Annotated in this window: 19 protein-coding genes; 7 read left to right on the top strand and 12 right to left on the bottom strand. The window is 35.6% G+C overall.

Going from position 1 to position 14540, the window contains the following annotated elements; genetic code table 11:
- Nucleotides 1-142: 142 nt before the first annotated feature.
- Nucleotides 143-328, bottom strand: coding sequence for a hypothetical protein (locus A7456_RS11230; protein WP_145916120.1), 186 nt, complete (start codon nucleotides 326-328; stop codon nucleotides 143-145).
- A 433-nt stretch (nucleotides 329-761) separates the two neighbouring features.
- On the opposite strand from A7456_RS11230, the gene A7456_RS09760 reads away from it, so the two are divergent.
- From A7456_RS09760 to A7456_RS09750, 3 genes are all read left to right on the top strand, one after another.
- A complete protein-coding gene (locus A7456_RS09760; RefSeq protein WP_067010177.1) occupies nucleotides 762-2024 on the top strand; it encodes a replication initiation protein in 1263 nt (420 codons plus the stop codon).
- A gap of 64 nt (nucleotides 2025-2088) precedes the next feature.
- On the top strand, nucleotides 2089-2382 hold the full coding sequence (locus A7456_RS09755; RefSeq protein WP_067010174.1) for a type II toxin-antitoxin system RelB/DinJ family antitoxin: 294 nt from the start codon (nucleotides 2089-2091) through the stop codon (nucleotides 2380-2382).
- Nucleotides 2375-2647 carry a type II toxin-antitoxin system YafQ family toxin gene (locus tag A7456_RS09750; RefSeq protein ID WP_082995562.1) on the top strand — a complete coding sequence of 91 codons (273 nt, stop codon included), beginning with the start codon at nucleotides 2375-2377 and terminating at the stop codon, nucleotides 2645-2647. The genes A7456_RS09755 and A7456_RS09750 overlap by 8 nt, the downstream gene beginning before the upstream one ends.
- A 119-nt stretch (nucleotides 2648-2766) precedes the next feature.
- Here A7456_RS09750 and A7456_RS11620 read toward each other — a convergent pair whose 3' ends face one another.
- The 6 genes from A7456_RS11620 to A7456_RS09725 all read right to left on the bottom strand — a co-directional run bounded on the left by A7456_RS11620 (nucleotide 2767) and on the right by A7456_RS09725 (nucleotide 7030).
- Nucleotides 2767-3066: a suppressor of fused domain protein gene (locus A7456_RS11620; protein WP_211266073.1), complete on the bottom strand. Its 300-nt coding sequence runs from the start codon at nucleotides 3064-3066 to the stop codon at nucleotides 2767-2769.
- A 2-nt stretch (nucleotides 3067-3068) separates the two neighbouring features.
- Entirely contained in the window at nucleotides 3069-3305 is a 237-nt protein-coding gene (locus tag A7456_RS11615; protein ID WP_211266072.1) for a hypothetical protein, read from the bottom strand.
- 241 nt (nucleotides 3306-3546) lie between these two features.
- Nucleotides 3547-4662: a hypothetical protein gene (locus A7456_RS09740; protein WP_067010171.1), complete on the bottom strand. Its 1116-nt coding sequence runs from the start codon at nucleotides 4660-4662 to the stop codon at nucleotides 3547-3549.
- Nucleotides 4659-5177, bottom strand: coding sequence for an HNH endonuclease (locus tag A7456_RS09735; protein ID WP_067010168.1), 519 nt, complete (start codon nucleotides 5175-5177; stop codon nucleotides 4659-4661). The genes A7456_RS09740 and A7456_RS09735 overlap by 4 nt, the downstream gene beginning before the upstream one ends.
- A gap of 65 nt (nucleotides 5178-5242) precedes the next feature.
- Complete coding sequence (locus A7456_RS09730) at nucleotides 5243-5998, bottom strand: MafB family polymorphic toxin (protein WP_067010165.1); 756 nt, start codon at nucleotides 5996-5998, stop codon at nucleotides 5243-5245.
- A gap of 57 nt (nucleotides 5999-6055) precedes the next feature.
- Complete coding sequence (locus A7456_RS09725) at nucleotides 6056-7030, bottom strand: adhesin (RefSeq protein ID WP_067010163.1); 975 nt, start codon at nucleotides 7028-7030, stop codon at nucleotides 6056-6058.
- 566 nt (nucleotides 7031-7596) lie between these two features.
- Here A7456_RS09725 and repM point away from each other — a divergent pair.
- Entirely contained in the window at nucleotides 7597-8757 is a 1161-nt protein-coding gene (gene repM, locus A7456_RS09720) for a replication initiation protein RepM (RefSeq protein WP_067010160.1), read from the top strand.
- A gap of 218 nt (nucleotides 8758-8975) precedes the next feature.
- Here the strand turns inward: repM and A7456_RS09715 are convergent, their stop codons facing one another.
- The 3 genes from A7456_RS09715 to A7456_RS09705 form a co-directional block, all read right to left on the bottom strand.
- Entirely contained in the window at nucleotides 8976-9539 is a 564-nt protein-coding gene (locus A7456_RS09715; protein WP_067010156.1) for a hypothetical protein, read from the bottom strand.
- Between the two features lie 62 nt (nucleotides 9540-9601).
- Nucleotides 9602-10345 (bottom strand): nucleotide-binding protein, encoded by a 744-nt coding sequence (locus tag A7456_RS09710; protein ID WP_067010154.1) that lies wholly within the window; start codon nucleotides 10343-10345, stop codon nucleotides 9602-9604.
- 3 nt (nucleotides 10346-10348) lie between these two features.
- On the bottom strand, nucleotides 10349-10672 hold the full coding sequence (locus A7456_RS09705) for a helix-turn-helix domain-containing protein (RefSeq protein WP_067010153.1): 324 nt from the start codon (nucleotides 10670-10672) through the stop codon (nucleotides 10349-10351).
- A 307-nt stretch (nucleotides 10673-10979) separates the two neighbouring features.
- Here A7456_RS09705 and A7456_RS09700 point away from each other — a divergent pair, with 307 nt between their 5' ends.
- Both A7456_RS09700 and A7456_RS09695 read left to right on the top strand, forming a co-directional pair.
- Entirely contained in the window at nucleotides 10980-11687 is a 708-nt protein-coding gene (locus tag A7456_RS09700; RefSeq protein ID WP_067010151.1) for a hypothetical protein, read from the top strand.
- Nucleotides 11688-11705: 18 nt separating this feature from the next.
- On the top strand, nucleotides 11706-12602 hold the full coding sequence (locus tag A7456_RS09695) for a relaxase/mobilization nuclease domain-containing protein (protein WP_067010140.1): 897 nt from the start codon (nucleotides 11706-11708) through the stop codon (nucleotides 12600-12602).
- On the opposite strand, the gene A7456_RS09690 is transcribed toward A7456_RS09695, so the two are convergent.
- Together A7456_RS09690 and A7456_RS09685 are read right to left on the bottom strand one after the other, a co-directional pair.
- Complete coding sequence (locus A7456_RS09690) at nucleotides 12599-13471, bottom strand: zeta toxin family protein (protein ID WP_067010122.1); 873 nt, start codon at nucleotides 13469-13471, stop codon at nucleotides 12599-12601. The two genes, A7456_RS09695 and A7456_RS09690, sit on opposite strands and share 4 nt — an antisense overlap.
- 11 nt (nucleotides 13472-13482) lie before the next feature.
- Nucleotides 13483-13695, bottom strand: coding sequence for a hypothetical protein (locus tag A7456_RS09685; protein ID WP_067010120.1), 213 nt, complete (start codon nucleotides 13693-13695; stop codon nucleotides 13483-13485).
- 210 nt (nucleotides 13696-13905) lie between these two features.
- Here A7456_RS09685 and A7456_RS09680 point away from each other — a divergent pair, with 210 nt between their 5' ends.
- Nucleotides 13906-14529: a recombinase family protein gene (locus A7456_RS09680; RefSeq protein ID WP_067010118.1), complete on the top strand. Its 624-nt coding sequence runs from the start codon at nucleotides 13906-13908 to the stop codon at nucleotides 14527-14529.
- The last annotated feature ends 11 nt before the right edge of the window (nucleotides 14530-14540 follow it).

Raw genomic sequence — 14540 nt, 5'->3', positions numbered from 1 at the left:
TGTGCTGTGCTGTGCTGTGCAAGTCTAGCGACTTTAGTTAATATTTCAAGCATTTTATAGCTCTTATTCAAAAAATAATAAATATTTATATCATAGATATATACACTAAATCAAAACTAAAAACAAGAGTTTTTACAAAAAATTACTCATTGGTTGTGTGGTCTTGGTATCTAAGCTCTAGCTCCGTTAGGTATTTTCTAAGACATTCACGAATGTAAAACGTTTTTGGTCTTGCTGTCTGTTTAGCAAGGCTTTCTAAACGTTCACTTAATTCAGTGGGTATGTTCACCGAAATATTCTTGTATGTTGGTTTGGCTCTCTTAGTCAAGGTTACTCCTGTAGCTGGTTATTGTGGTGTAACATTGTACTAGATTTTTTAAAAACAAAAAGAAAAAAAATTTTAAAAACAAAAAGAAAAATACGGTGGTGTTAAGTGGTGAAAATCAAAGTTATCCACAGGTTTTTTTTCGGAGTGCGGTTTTTAAAGGTTTTTAAAGGTTTTTAAAGGTTTTTAGACCCCCTTGCAAGCCTTGTGTGGTAAGGGTTTGCGAGAGTTAAATAGGAGGAAAAGACGGTTAAATAGGAGGAAAAGACGGTTAAATAGGAGGAAAAGACGGTTAAATAGGAGGAAAAGACGGTTAAATAGGAGGAAAAGACGGTTAAATAGGAGAGTATTTACAACTCCTTTAAGGAGAGGTATAATTAACTCCTACTTTATCAACTATGAGAAAAAGACGGCTATGAGTAATGACTTAATTACAATGGATAATTCCATAGTAACATCGGCTTACAATCTAAGCGTTAATGAACAACGCTTGATTTACTGTGCGTTAAAACAAATGCCAAAGTATGACCCAAAGAACCCAATTAGAGAGCCTTTAGACCCTAAAACACCATTTTACATTACTCGTGATGATTTTATAGAGCTTGGTGCAAACCCTGATAATGTTGCCAAAGAGATACGCCAAGCAACAAGAGAACTAATGAAAAAAAGTTTATTTGTTAATACTCCAGAGGGTGTAAAAGAATTTCATTGGTTGTCAGAAGTATTACGCTATGACCGCAACGCAGAACAGAAGTTAAGAGAGAAATACCCCAATCCATCGGATTATAAAAAGTATATTAACGCCCTTAAAATGTATAACTTGATAGATGCCTTACCTACCCATAAAGCAGATGATAATATTGTCGCTAGGGTTGTTTTTCACGAAAAAGTTATCCCACTACTAAGCGACTTAAAGGCAAGTTTTACCCAATTTTTACTATCTGATGTGGCGGAATTTGGCAGTATTTATAGCTATCGTATCTATCAACTATTTATGCAGTACCTAAACAAAGAGACTGGCAAGGGTTGGACACAGATTGATTTTTATGATTTGCGTTTTATGTTGATGTTGCTTGATAAGTACTCTGCAACCAAAGATTTAAGAGTTAATGTAATTGATGTTGCCATTAAAGAAATTAACGAAAAATCACCACTAAAAGCCAAGTATGAACTCATCAAGAAAGGGCGTAAATTTGTGGCGGTAAAGTTTACTTTTGAGCTGAAAGAAAAAGTTAAAAAGACAAAGGAAAACACCGAACGAGACCCAAAAACCCCTGATATTTTTGACAACCTAACCGATAAAGAACGAGAAATCATCGCCCAAAAGAATGCCTATGCCGACCAAATTGGAGCGACAGAGTTACACCGTCAAAACTTGATTAAAAAAGCCTTAGAACAACACAGACAAGCCGAGCGGAGCGAGCAAGAACGCAAACAGCGTGAAAAAGCCGAACGATTGGCACAGGAGCAACAGGACAAAGAGCGGTTAGAGCTTGCAAAGCGACAATTTGAGCAGATTTTGGCAAGTGATGGACTGATTAACGCTTACATTGCCAACAACATCGTTGCAAAGTATTTATCAGGTTTGCAAAAAATACGATTTGAGCAAGGGGATTTTAGAGGGGTATTTGAGATGGAGCGATACAAGTTTGAGCAGTTGCATGAATGGCAACGGCTTAATTTGAAATTTTTGGATTGACATACAAACACTTTTCATTGTAAATGTGTTATAATTGAAATGTAATTTAATTTAGGAGTATATTATGGATTACACTAACTTCAACATGCGACTTGATAACAATCTGCGTGGACGTGCTTACCCTGTTTTGGAGCAGTACGGACTAACGCCAAGCCAAGCTGTAAGAATGTTTTTCAATCAGATTGCACAGACTGGTAAAGTGCCGTTATCGTTTGATTGGGCGGATAATCAAGTTTTGACCCCCAAAGCGGTAACACGGTTACGCCAAACCGAACAAGAATTTGCCAATGGAGAGTTTGAACGCTTTGAAAGCCTAGATGAACTCAATCAAGCAATGGCGGAGATTGCTCGTGGCTAAACGCAAATTTGATATGGCAAAATCTTTTAAGCGTGATTTGAAAAAGCATTATTTGGCGTTGGTTGGCGAAGCGTGGACGGAAGTTTCAAACTGCCTTTTGAACGGCTTACCAGTCCCTGAAAAGTACCAAGACCACCCACTCAAAGGCGACAAATCAGGTTTGCGGGATTGTCATATCAAGCCTGATTTGGTTTTAATCTACAAAATCGTTGATGATGTGGTAGAACTGCACTACTTGGATAGCCATAGTGAAATTTTCGGCTAACTGCTAACCTACCGCCCAAACCCAAAGCCCTTGCTACCTGCTAGGGCTTTTTGTTGTTCCGCTCTTGTTGTCTTTGGTGCAAGTATGCACGGTTATTTTTGCAACATTGTCATAGTTTATCACTCATTTATAACAGATTTCCTATTAATATCAAGATAATTTATCTCATTTATGTCAAATAAATTTTCCAATGCGTCTGCCCCATTTTTTAGTAAAAAATCATATTCATTCTGATGTATAGGCAATAACCACAAATAACGAACACCATTGCCATCATATTCAAATGATTGACCATATGGGTAAGGTAGACTAATTAAGATAAGTTTCATGGAAGAGTTTTTTATCCATGGCTGACCAATATCAATTACATTGCCTATTTGAAATTCTTTTGGATATTTTAAAGAAAAAGAAGCCAACATGGCTAAATTTTCAATAAGTTTTTCTGATTTTTGTGGACTGATAAAAAAAATTCACTATTAAAACTGTCTGAAATTCCATGGCTGACATATAGATAAATATTTTTACTTTTAGGCTTTACACAGTACACTTTAAAATTTGGCATCTCATTTAAAATTCGCCCTACAAACCATGAGTGTTCTGAAATATCAGCCTCTTGCCAATAGGTCTTTAGATGGGTTAGAGTTTTATTTAAATCCATGTTCCTTTGCCTTGTATTTTGAGTAACTAGACTGTACCCCGCCCTCCCTTCTTTGACATGTAAGGCATTGCGTGCCCTTTATACCTTCATTTTTTGCATAATTTTTTCTTTCTTCTGGAGTCATTGCATGTCCACCGTGGTCATAATAGTGTTCTGATAAGGAAGGTGTATGTTGTGGAGAAGGAGCTGTTTTTGTTCCACTAATTTGAATGGCTCCGCATGTTTGGCATATAATTAGCTATCATAGATTGTCAAAATCCGTTAAATCTTTTCCATGCTCACGAAAATAATCCAAAGCATCAAAAAACCCAAGTTTGCTCAATATCTCATGATCTTTTGATGAACAGGGAATGCAAAAAAGAGTGTTGTATCTTTTGTTATCGAAGGTCATTACTGCTGGATATGTTGTTAAAACAGGCAACTGCCATGTGATAGAAAACAATATCCCATGCAAATGTTCAAGTTCTGGAATAAAGAATTGTTTAAAGTTGATATATTCATCTGCGTGGTAAGTTTTATAATCGCGACCGCACCACTCACAATAAGCCACACATAAAGCAGCGGTATCAAATGTATCTTTACTGACTGCAAAAAATACATTCTTGCTTTTCTCATCAGGGCAAGAAAATACCATGTAATAATCTGCATCTGGGATATTGAGCTTTATAATGCCGATATTTATTTTTAATTGGTTGATTGTGTATGTAAAATCCCAGTAATCTTCTGCTGCATACTCATTTAAACGACAAAAGTCAATGAAGGTATGTGTTGGTGTAGCTACAACTTCTTTGTTATAATTACTGACATTTAGATATTTTAAAGGGTTTTTAAAATCCGTCAAGTCCTTCCCATGTTCAAAAAAATAATCCAAAGCACCAAAAAATCCAAGCTGGCTTAATATGTCATGATCTTTTGCTGAACAGGGAATGCAAAAAAGAGTGTTGTATTCTTTATTGTCAAAAGTTATCACTTCTGGATATATGTTCAAAACAGGTGATTGTTTGGTAGTAGAAAGCAATATCCCATGCAAATGTTCAAGTTCTGGAATAAAGACTTGCTTAAAATGAATATATTCTTCTATATAAGCTTTATGACCATAACCATACCACTCACAATAAGCCACACATAAAGCAGCGGTATCAAATGTATCCTCACTAACTGCAAAGAAAATGTTTTTACTTTTCTCACCAGGGCAAGAAAACACCATATAAAAATCTGCATCTGGGGTATTGAGTTTTATGATGCCGATGCCGATTTTAATATCCACATCTTCAAAAGTATATGTTTTGTCTATATAATTTTGGGTTGCGTAGGGATTTTCCAAACAGTAACTAATAAATTGATGTACTTGATTCATTGTTGTTCACTTTTATTGATAATATCTTTAATTTTATCCGTTGGATTGCTTGGAACAAATTTTCCTTTACCTGGTGTTGATGATAATTCTCTAGCACCTTTTATTTGATTGCAACCATCTTTTCCACCACAAGATCCAACGATATTTTCGCGACTATTGGCTTCTCTTCTTGCTTCGTCTAGCGTTTTTTTATTGTCATTAACATCTTTAGCAAATTGGTTTGCTGGGATAATATGATCGCCTTGAGTGGCTACCCTGTTTTGACAATATTCACATAGACCATTATTTTGCTGTAACATCTCTTTTCTTGATTCTTTGAAGATTTTATTTCCGATGTCTTTTCTGATATCTTTAGAACTGACAGCATCTAACTTATCCCCTTTACCCCTAACAACCTGTTCGGCAACACCAGTTACTGCATTAACAGCTGCGGCCGCGTTTGGGTTTTCTTTTTTCCAGTTTTGATAACCTTGATGAAGATTATTAGCACTTTGTAGTCCCGAGGCAACATTCATTTGACTGTCATGCGGTAGTTATCGCATGACTTCAAAGCAATCAGATCACGAGCCAAGCCAATACCCTAAGATGTGTCAGAAGCACCTAATGCTTCCAAGGGACTATTAATAAGACCGCCAATCCCTAAAACCGAAGCTGAAATTGCTTTGGATATATTACCCAGTCTGTTTAGTTCAGGGTTATTCGTTGTGGCGGTATCGTAAGAATTTTTAGCATTTCCCCAAGCGTTCTCAAAAGCTTTAGTGCGATCTTCTAACCGATCTTGTGTCGATCGATTGTCATCAAAACCAATGTTAACACTAATTGCCGAACCATTGACATTGTAAGAATACTCATCTCTTGCACCTGTTGGTTTTGGATATCCGCCACCTTGCGGTCCATCATAACCATCACTTGGATGAACTTCGACACCCTGCCAATCCATTTGATAGCTAGTAAAGCCAATTAATGCCTGCCCTTGCTCTTCAGATTTATTACGACTATTACTGTTACTAAAAGGTGCGTGCACTTCATGACCATGACCTGAAAATTTTGTTTTATAGCCGTATTGTCCTTGTATTAAAGCTTGCTCTATTTGCAAATTCCCTATTTGCAAGTTGCCAGTAGGAACAACAGAAATATCTCCAGTTCTATCAGAAACTACGCCTCGACCAGATCCAAATAGATGGTTTCTTCCTCCTGGCTCAAAAGTATTTTTATCTGTATTTTTAGTGATAAATGGATCTGTTGCTATATTAGCATAACCGACTGATGAAAAAATTAAAGACAAGATGAAAGCAAAAATAATAAATATATATTTTTTTAGTTTAATATTAATCATAACATTGCTTCCATAAATTGTTTAAATACCGTAAATAATTATTTTTCACCGTATTTTCTATTGAACACCTTGCTGTCTTTTTTTAAGAATTTCTGATGTTCTTATACCTTCAGGGTTTTTATCATCATTTAATTGGTTTTGAAAGGTTGGTTTATTAGGTGAATTATCTTTCTGATAAGGCGTGATGTCAGAAAAATCCACAAGCAGCCCATCACTTTTTTGCAATGTTTTTTGTTTTTGGTAAGGACCCATCCATAAAGCATATTTTTCTTGATATTGGCTTTCAAAACTGCTTGTTGTTGGTTTAATGAGTAACTGTCTAGTATTTCTATCTACCGCAAAATACTCCAATTTTGTCAATGCCTGAAGAGTTTCTTTATTGTGAAGATGTAGCTCCGTCCGACTCCTAATAGTTCCAAAAACGTCAACGGCAATAAACATATCTACATCGGCATAATCTGGTGATACAATTTCTATACCTCTTAAGAAAAATAAGGACTGAATAAGATTTTGTAAATATGAAACATCTCTTGGGTTAGAAACCAACGTTTCATTTTGATAATTTCCCATTCCCTGAGCTGATAGACCAACAGTAGCCTTTCCTGTATCACCTTTGCTGTGATTAATGGCTTGGCTTGGTGCATTTAGAATGGATTGGGAAGAAGTAACACTTGAGAGAGATCCAGCATTAGTGTTGGCTGTTGTTATGTAACGAGGGTAGCTATAATCTGTAATATTCTTTGAGGTGTTCAAGTACTCACCACGAATCAAAGCATCAATGGAATACCTACCTCCTGATATGTTGCCAGAACCTTGATCGCCCATTGTAGAAATATACAAAGCGACCTTGCGACCTTGCAATGCAGATAAATCCATTTCTTTAGCTGCAGCACGGGCAGAAGCAGCAACTAGTTCTTGCTCTACGGCAAAACGCTTGCCACCGCCATGGCTGGGAATTCCAGTCAAAGTTCCACAAGCAGTTAATCCAACTGTACCAACAAACAGCAAAGTAGCTAAGAGTACGTTTTTCATTGTTATCTATCTAAAACAAAATGAGTAAACGATTATACCACAAAAACCATGATTAAGCGATAAAAATAAGACCAGAAAAAGAGCGAAACGAAGTGGAGCGTTTTTTTGTTTTTTAAAGTTTTTTAGGGGGTCGCAAAGCCTTGAAAGTAGAGATAGGAGAATACTTGTTTCACTACCTTTATGCACCTTTATACTACAAAAAACAAAAGTAGTTCTTATTTCTTTTGTCTTTTTAATAAAACTAAAACAAAAAAACAAGCAAAATCGCATAGCAAAAAAATTGAGTTATCCACAGGTTTTTTGCGATTTTTCTTTTTTATTAATTTTAATAAGTTTTAATAGTTTTAGACCCCCCGCAAAGCCTTGAAAATAAAGGGTTGTAGAGTTTATATAGCACCTTTTAAGGGACGATATAGCACCTTTTAAGGGACGATATAGCACCTTTTAAGGGACGATATAGCACCTTTTAAGGGACTATTGACACCTTATTTTATTTTGGTATAATAACACCTATAATAATTTAGGTGTTATTATGTGGAAAAAATTTATTTTAGGTGCTATACTATATGTCAAAAAATCTTATCATCAAGGATAATGCCTTGATTAGCGCCAGTTACCATCTTGATTTGATTGAGCAACGCTTGATTTTACTTGCTATTGCTCAGTCAAGGCGAGTAGGGGAAGAGCTGACTGCCACAACTAAGCTCAAAATCAGCGTATCCGACTACATAGATACATACAGCTTACAGGGGCGTAGCGTGTATGAGAATATAAAAAAAGCTTGCAAGACCTTATTTGAACGCCAATTTACCTATACCGAACAGCAGGAAAAGGGAGTAAGGGTAGCAACAAGCCGTTGGGTATCTGAAATCGCCTATAATGACAAAACAACTGCCATAGATATTACTTTTGCCCCTAGCGTTGTGCCACTTATTACAATGCTTGAACGCCACTTTACTAGTTATAATTTAGAGCAAGTAGCAGGTCTAAACAGTAAATACGCCATACGCCTTTATGAAATCGTCATCGCTTGGAAAAGTAATGGCAAAACCAATCAAATCGGTTTAGAACAACTTAGAGATAGATTAGGTGTTTTTGATGATGAATATCAAAGAATGGAATTATTTAAGCGTAAAGTACTAGATAAGTCAGTAGCAGAAATCAACGAAAAAACCGAAATCAATTTATCCTATAAACAACATAAGAATGGGCGTAAAATTGTTGGCTTCACTTTCACAGTCAAACAAAAATCCAAGCCTAAAAAATTAAAGACACAAGAACAAGAACGAGACCCAAAAACCCCTGATATTTTTGACAACCTAACCGACAAAGAACGAGAAATCATCGCCCAAAAGAACGCCTATGCTGACCAAATCGGAGCGACAGAGCAACACCGCCAAAACTTGATTAAAAAAGCCTTAGAACAGCACAGACAAGCCGAGCAGAGCGAGCAGGAACGCAAACAGCGTGAAAAAGCCGAACGATTGGCACAGGAGCAACAGGACAAAGAGCGGTTAGAGCTTGCAAAGCGACAATTTGAGCAGATTTTGGCAAGTGATGGACTGATTAACGCTTACATTGCCAACAACATCGTTGCAAAGTATTTATCAGGTTTGCAAAAAATACGATTTGAGCAAGGGGATTTTAGAGGGGTATTTGAGATGGAGCGATACAAGTTTGAGCGGTTGCATGAATTGCAACGGCTTAACTTGAAATTTTTAGATTGACATACAAACTCAATTTGATACTGAAGAAGAGCAAAACCAAAAATACTACGAATTTGTTTTAAAAAAGATAAAACAATGGTTTAAACTCATGGATATTGATAAATATAAGAAATACAGAAAAATTAGCCTTATGTCATTAGATGATTGATGTATTTTGTAAATATTTAAACGCCCTATTGGGCGTTTATTTGTTAGTAAGACAAAAGAAAAATTAAAACCTACTTCACAATAAACAAGACTAGCAAGCACACCACCAATCCAGCCACAAACCCAGCGACCGCAAATAGTACTTCACGTTGCTTTTTGGTATCTTGCTTGCTTTGGTGTTTTAACTGCTCTTGGTGTAATGCTTGTAACTTTTCTATTTGTCTTTCAAAACGTTCATCGCTGGCTTTGTCATAGTCCGCTTGGATTTTGTTTAAAATAAAATTTAAGTCCTTATTCTTCTCATCAAAGGCTTCTATGGCTTTTTGGAATGCTTCGCTTAAGTTTCTTTCATGATTTTCACTGTTGCCGACATAGTACATATTCGCACCGTCTAGCTGTGCTTCTATGCCAGCTATGGCACTGTCCAGCTCTACACGCATTTTTTCGGTGTAATTATGTGTGATAGCCATTAGCATACTCTCAAAGTCCGCATACTTCTTATCAAGCATTGCCACCAATGCCGTCATGGTCTCAATGGCAGGGTCATTGGGTGTAACCTTGGTGCTGGTCTTTTCAAAAATATGCTGTATCAGCTCTTGGGATATTTTACTGGTTTCGTCGTTGCTGTCTGTCATACAAATCCTTAGTCAAGTGGCGACAACGCAACAACATTGCCACCACAAGAAAACATCAAAACCTAGTCTTCGGTATTGAACACATTGTCAATCTGTGTATTAACATCTTGCTCAATGCGATTTAGGCGAGTTTTGCTAAAAAACTGAAAAGTCTTTTCATCAGCCCTAACATCATCAAAAGTCATACCGCTTTTTAGCATTTCTTTAAAATCTTTTTCAAAGGTATCAGCGTTTAGCTTATTTAATTTTACTACGCCAATAATATTGTCTATGGATTTATAGGCTTTTGTTGCCACAAAATCTACACTAGGTTTACCAAAATATTCATTTTCCCAAACAATAATACTAACATTAGGGTAACTTTCAGCAAGTTTTAACAGACACTTTTTAGTATCATCTTCTGCTTGTCCATAATTTATTGGCACATGAATATAGATATGTTTTCCAAATTCTTGTATGATGTTTGGAATACCCATAATGGATAGATAATTATTAAAAGGTAAATATTCGCCTGAACCAGTATCAACCAAAAATGTTGCATTTTCACTCTCTAAAAACTGCTGTAAAAATCCATCAAATTTAGACTGGTCTACAATATTTTCATCATCTTTTATGATGTCAATTTGTTTGACATTTAACCCCTTAAAAGAAGCTAGTGTTTTATTGCTAGGGTCAATATCAATCAAAGAAACATTATCAACATTTTTTAATAGATATTGAGACATTAAAGAGCTAACAACACTTTTACCAACTCCGCCTTTGCTTTGCATTACAAAATGAATGCTATTGTCTAATGGGTAACTCATAAATTACTCCGCTTTATCAAAAAGGTTTTTTAAGTCCACTTCTTCATCTCTTTCAAATAATGGTTCAGATAAAGTAGCAACTGTTTTTTTAGATTTAAAAACAGGTCTTTCTTTGACTTCTGTTTTGGTTGGTTCTTTGGATTGATGAATGCTTTTATCATCTTTGTATTTATGATAATTGCGAGCAACTGCCTGAAATGATACTTTAATACCAAATCGCTCATCAATCATATCTGCTATATCTTGCAAAGTGTAGATAGTGGTTGGGTCATCTCTACGCTCGATAATGAAAGCTATAGCTTCTTTGGTTAATCGTGGTCTAGCCATACATAGTAGCCCCCTTAGTAAAATTTCGGTTATTTTACACTAGTTTTCAAATAATTTCAAACATTTTCAATTATTATATACCTAACTTCAAACATTTTCAATTATTTTCAATTAAATTTTTTCAAAATTTCAAACATTTTCAACCAAAACAACTAAAATTACCCCACAGCTCAATATCTAGGGTGTCTTTGGGTGCGTCTGCACCACCAAACCCAAGCAATCAAGGTTCAACCAAGCGAATTTTTTGTTTGTTTTTTCTAGTGCAGGATAGGCTAACGCCGTTAAAAATATATATTTTTGTGCTATAATGTTGGCTGGTTGGTTGTGTTTTTGTGGGGTGTTTATGTCCAGTTCGTACTCTTTCCTTTTAAATGGTCTGACCCAAGACCACAAAGATTTTTTGTATCGCTATGCTCAAAGTGAGCTTGGTTCGTCATCACGCACCAAAGCAATTTTGGCACTTATTGATAAGGCAATGTGTGCAGAAGCCACCCAAAATCAAAATGATTTTTCTGACAAAAATTTACAAGATGAATTAAGAATTCAAGCCATAAAAAATAAAAAAATTTATATAGAAAAACATCAACAGAAAATCCAAAATCGCAATCAGCAGATACAAGAAGCTAAGTTGCAAAAAGACCACCAATTAGCCCAAACATTATCAAGAAAGAAAATATCTGTTGATAAGAAAAGATTACAAATATCACTTCTGATTTATGACTATGAGTATTTAGAAAAACTTGCAAATAACAGCAACAGTTCTATCCAATATTATACCATAGCATTAATATTGGAGCATTTGTATTCACAAAAAAGACTGCTTGGGAGTGAGATAGAAGTTTTGAAAAAATCAAATTATGAATTATATAAGATTGGTGTAAATATCAATCAAATAGCCAAAGCAAATAATGCTGGCGATATGGTGGAATTACCAATCAACCAGTTATATAATCAAATTCAAAATCATATAAAAGTTGTGCAAGATTTGTTAAAATATAGCACGGATATTTATTAATTTTATTGGACGGTTTTTATGGCAAAAATATATGATGACCCTGATTATTGGTTTGCTGGTACACCTAAAAAAACCAAAAAATCAGCAAGTAGTGGTGGTATGCCATCTTTTAGTGCTGTTAGACCAAATTATAATGCCAAAAAGACTGCTTTAAATGTAATCAAGGGCGTTAATAAAAAATTACCGCAAGTTGTGGTTAAAATCAGTGGCTCATCAAAAGGGGCTAATAAGGCCCAAGCTCATGCTGATTATATCGGTCGCAATGGCAAAGTTGAAATAGAAGACCAAGATGGTAATAAATACAAGGGTAAAAATGAACAAAAAGAGCTGTTGGGTGCTTGGCTGGCAATGGGCATGCACGACAAACACGAAACTGGTTCAAGGCGTGAAGCCTTTCATTTTGTATTCTCCATGCCCAATGGTACAAACCCCATTGCGATGAAAACGGCGGTAAAAAACCTTGTTAAAGAAGAGTTTGACGGTCATAAATTCTTCATGGCACAGCATTTAGATACAGACAGCCCCCATGTTCATGTATTGTTAAACGCCACCAATGACAAGGGGGAGCGTCTCAATCCACGCAAGCAGGATTTACACAATTACCGAGTGGCATTTGTGGCTAAATTAAAAGAGCAGGGCATAGAAGCCACAGCTACAAGGCGGATACACCAGTTTAAATACAAAGATAATAAACGCCAAGGCGTGATACACAAAGATGAGCGAATAGGGATAAAACAGGGCGATAAAAAACCAACCGCCAGCCAATTAAAGACGATACAAGCCACACACAAAGACATTGCCAAACAGTATCAGGCTTATGCTGATAATCTGCCCAGCGACCAAGCTAAGTTAAAGGCAGAAATTAAAAAATTGGTTGAGAGTAGGGTGGTCAAAGATAAGGGTAGGGGGTGTTAGCGTCCTTTGCCCTTATCTTGATTTGGCAAATCAGGTAGACTAATTTTACCACTGGCGATGTCAGGCAGTTTGCTTTGGATTTGTTCTAAAATTGCTTGTTGGGCGTTTGGTTTGTCATGGTATTTTGCTAATTGAGTGTTAATAAATAACTCTATGACTTTTGCGTTATTATCGGATATGGTTGGGTGGTCTTTTTTGATTTGTTCTATTGAGAGTTTTGCTAATAATTCATCTAATTTATTTTTCTGCTCTTCTGTAATTGATATCATTTGTATATCGTGTTTTTGGGATAATTTCTTAGCAATATTGACGACCCATTTCTCATCAGTTAATAAATAAATAGAATTTCTATCTTTATTATATTCAAGTGATAACTTTGGCTCTTCATAAGAATTGTCAAATAGTATAAAATTGTCTGACCTTAAAAATGCCTTTTCTAAATTTTCATCTCTTAAATCAAAGCGTTTACAAATGGTTGTAGTGTCTATATGATGACCGCCCACACTAACACGATGAGCAACTCTATCAATGTGTTTATTAACTGAATTTAGTCCCATATAAAGGACATCAATTTTATAGCCATTTTGTTGAGCTTTATCAAATCTTTTGAATACACTATTACCACTTAGAGTTGTTTCAAAAACAATATCTTTTCCATCTTTTATTGCTTGCTCAAAAATACGAATGGCTTCTTTACCGCCTTGCATATTAGATACGTTAGTGCCAATGCCGTTTATTTTAAACTGCTTGGATATTTTATCAGGGTCTATATTAATGGAATTTTCATCAATATTTAGCTGTTTATCACGAATAGAACTTTTTCCAGCCCCATTTATGCCACCAATGAAAATGATTGTTGGTTTTTTCATTTAATTTTTTATTAATTGTTGATTTGTAATTTTTCAATGACTTGATTTTTAAAATCATCTGATAGGTGCGGAAATGATTGGGCTATGTCGTCATAGCTGGTAATCTTTTTGGAGCTACCATCTTTGCTATGTAAAATAATTTCCCCGCCCTGTGAAAAGTTTTCACAGTGCATTGTAAAGAAATTTTCACTCAGTTTTTTGGTGTCTATTTTGATACTGCTCATAAAATTTCCTCTTAAATATCGTTAAATTGATGGTAGCATGTTTATTTTTTGCATTATATCACACATTATAAATAATTTTTATTTTTCAATAGAGTACACCCTAATGACACTAATATAGTACAGAAAAAATTGGTATCAATAGAATTATATTGAAATTTTGATACTACCATCTTATACTATCAACTTCTGATACCAAGCAAAGGCAGTTATATGGATAATGAAAATCATTCAAAGATTATCAGTAAAGGTCAATCCGTTGGCTATATTAGGGTATCAAGTGTAGACCAAAACACCGAAAGACAGCTTGATAACCTAAACTTGGACAAAGTATTTATTGATAAAATGACTGGAAGCACCAAAGACAGACCAGAGTTGCAACGCATGATTGAATACGTTCGTCAGGGCGATATTGTCTATGTGCATAGCTTAGACCGCTTGGCTCGCAATTTTGATGATTTACTTGATATTATCAACCAGCTTAACCAAAAGGGCGTGATTTTTAAATCACTACAAGAAAACATCACGCTTGACGGCGTAAACAACAATCCTATGGATATGCTAATTTTGCATATTTTTGGGGCAATCGCCCAGTTTAACCGCTCTTTAATCCGTGAAGCACAAAGAGAAGGTATCGCCAAGGCAAAAGCTAAGGGCAAGTACAAGGGTAGAAAACCAGCCTTAAGCAACGCCCAAATAAGCGAACTTAAGGCATTATTGGCACAAAAAAACAGCTCTGTTGATAACTACAAAAAAATTACAATGTCTACACTTGCTACACACTTTAATGTATCTTTACCAACAATCAAGCGTTATGTAAAACATATCAAAGATTGATAAGACAAAAG

The sequence above is a fragment of the Moraxella nonliquefaciens genome (assembly GCF_001679005.1).
GTDB classification, from domain to species: domain Bacteria; phylum Pseudomonadota; class Gammaproteobacteria; order Pseudomonadales; family Moraxellaceae; genus Moraxella; species Moraxella nonliquefaciens.
This window is presented reverse-complemented; position numbering and strand designations above follow the sequence as displayed.

Bases quoted from the DNA above. Each gene is read 5' to 3' on its own strand.
- A7456_RS09760 (WP_067010177.1), top strand. From the start codon at position 762: ATGGATAATTCCATAGTAACATCGGCTTACAATCTAAGCGTTAATGAA.
- A7456_RS09755 (WP_067010174.1), top strand. From the start codon at position 2,089: ATGGATTACACTAACTTCAACATGCGACTTGATAACAATCTGCGTGGA.
- A7456_RS11620 (WP_211266073.1), bottom strand. From the start codon at position 3,066: ATGTTGGCTTCTTTTTCTTTAAAATATCCAAAAGAATTTCAAATAGGC.
- A7456_RS11615 (WP_211266072.1), bottom strand. From the start codon at position 3,305: ATGGATTTAAATAAAACTCTAACCCATCTAAAGACCTATTGGCAAGAG.
- A7456_RS09740 (WP_067010171.1), bottom strand. From the start codon at position 4,662: ATGAATCAAGTACATCAATTTATTAGTTACTGTTTGGAAAATCCCTAC.
- A7456_RS09735 (WP_067010168.1), bottom strand. From the start codon at position 5,177: ATGAATGTTGCCTCGGGACTACAAAGTGCTAATAATCTTCATCAAGGT.
- A7456_RS09730 (WP_067010165.1), bottom strand. From the start codon at position 5,998: ATGATTAATATTAAACTAAAAAAATATATATTTATTATTTTTGCTTTC.
- A7456_RS09725 (WP_067010163.1), bottom strand. From the start codon at position 7,030: ATGAAAAACGTACTCTTAGCTACTTTGCTGTTTGTTGGTACAGTTGGA.
- repM (WP_067010160.1), top strand. From the start codon at position 7,597: ATGTCAAAAAATCTTATCATCAAGGATAATGCCTTGATTAGCGCCAGT.
- A7456_RS09715 (WP_067010156.1), bottom strand. From the start codon at position 9,539: ATGACAGACAGCAACGACGAAACCAGTAAAATATCCCAAGAGCTGATA.
- A7456_RS09710 (WP_067010154.1), bottom strand. From the start codon at position 10,345: ATGAGTTACCCATTAGACAATAGCATTCATTTTGTAATGCAAAGCAAA.
- A7456_RS09705 (WP_067010153.1), bottom strand. From the start codon at position 10,672: ATGGCTAGACCACGATTAACCAAAGAAGCTATAGCTTTCATTATCGAG.
- A7456_RS09700 (WP_067010151.1), top strand. From the start codon at position 10,980: ATGTTGGCTGGTTGGTTGTGTTTTTGTGGGGTGTTTATGTCCAGTTCG.
- A7456_RS09695 (WP_067010140.1), top strand. From the start codon at position 11,706: ATGGCAAAAATATATGATGACCCTGATTATTGGTTTGCTGGTACACCT.
- A7456_RS09690 (WP_067010122.1), bottom strand. From the start codon at position 13,471: ATGAAAAAACCAACAATCATTTTCATTGGTGGCATAAATGGGGCTGGA.
- A7456_RS09685 (WP_067010120.1), bottom strand. From the start codon at position 13,695: ATGAGCAGTATCAAAATAGACACCAAAAAACTGAGTGAAAATTTCTTT.
- A7456_RS09680 (WP_067010118.1), top strand. From the start codon at position 13,906: ATGGATAATGAAAATCATTCAAAGATTATCAGTAAAGGTCAATCCGTT.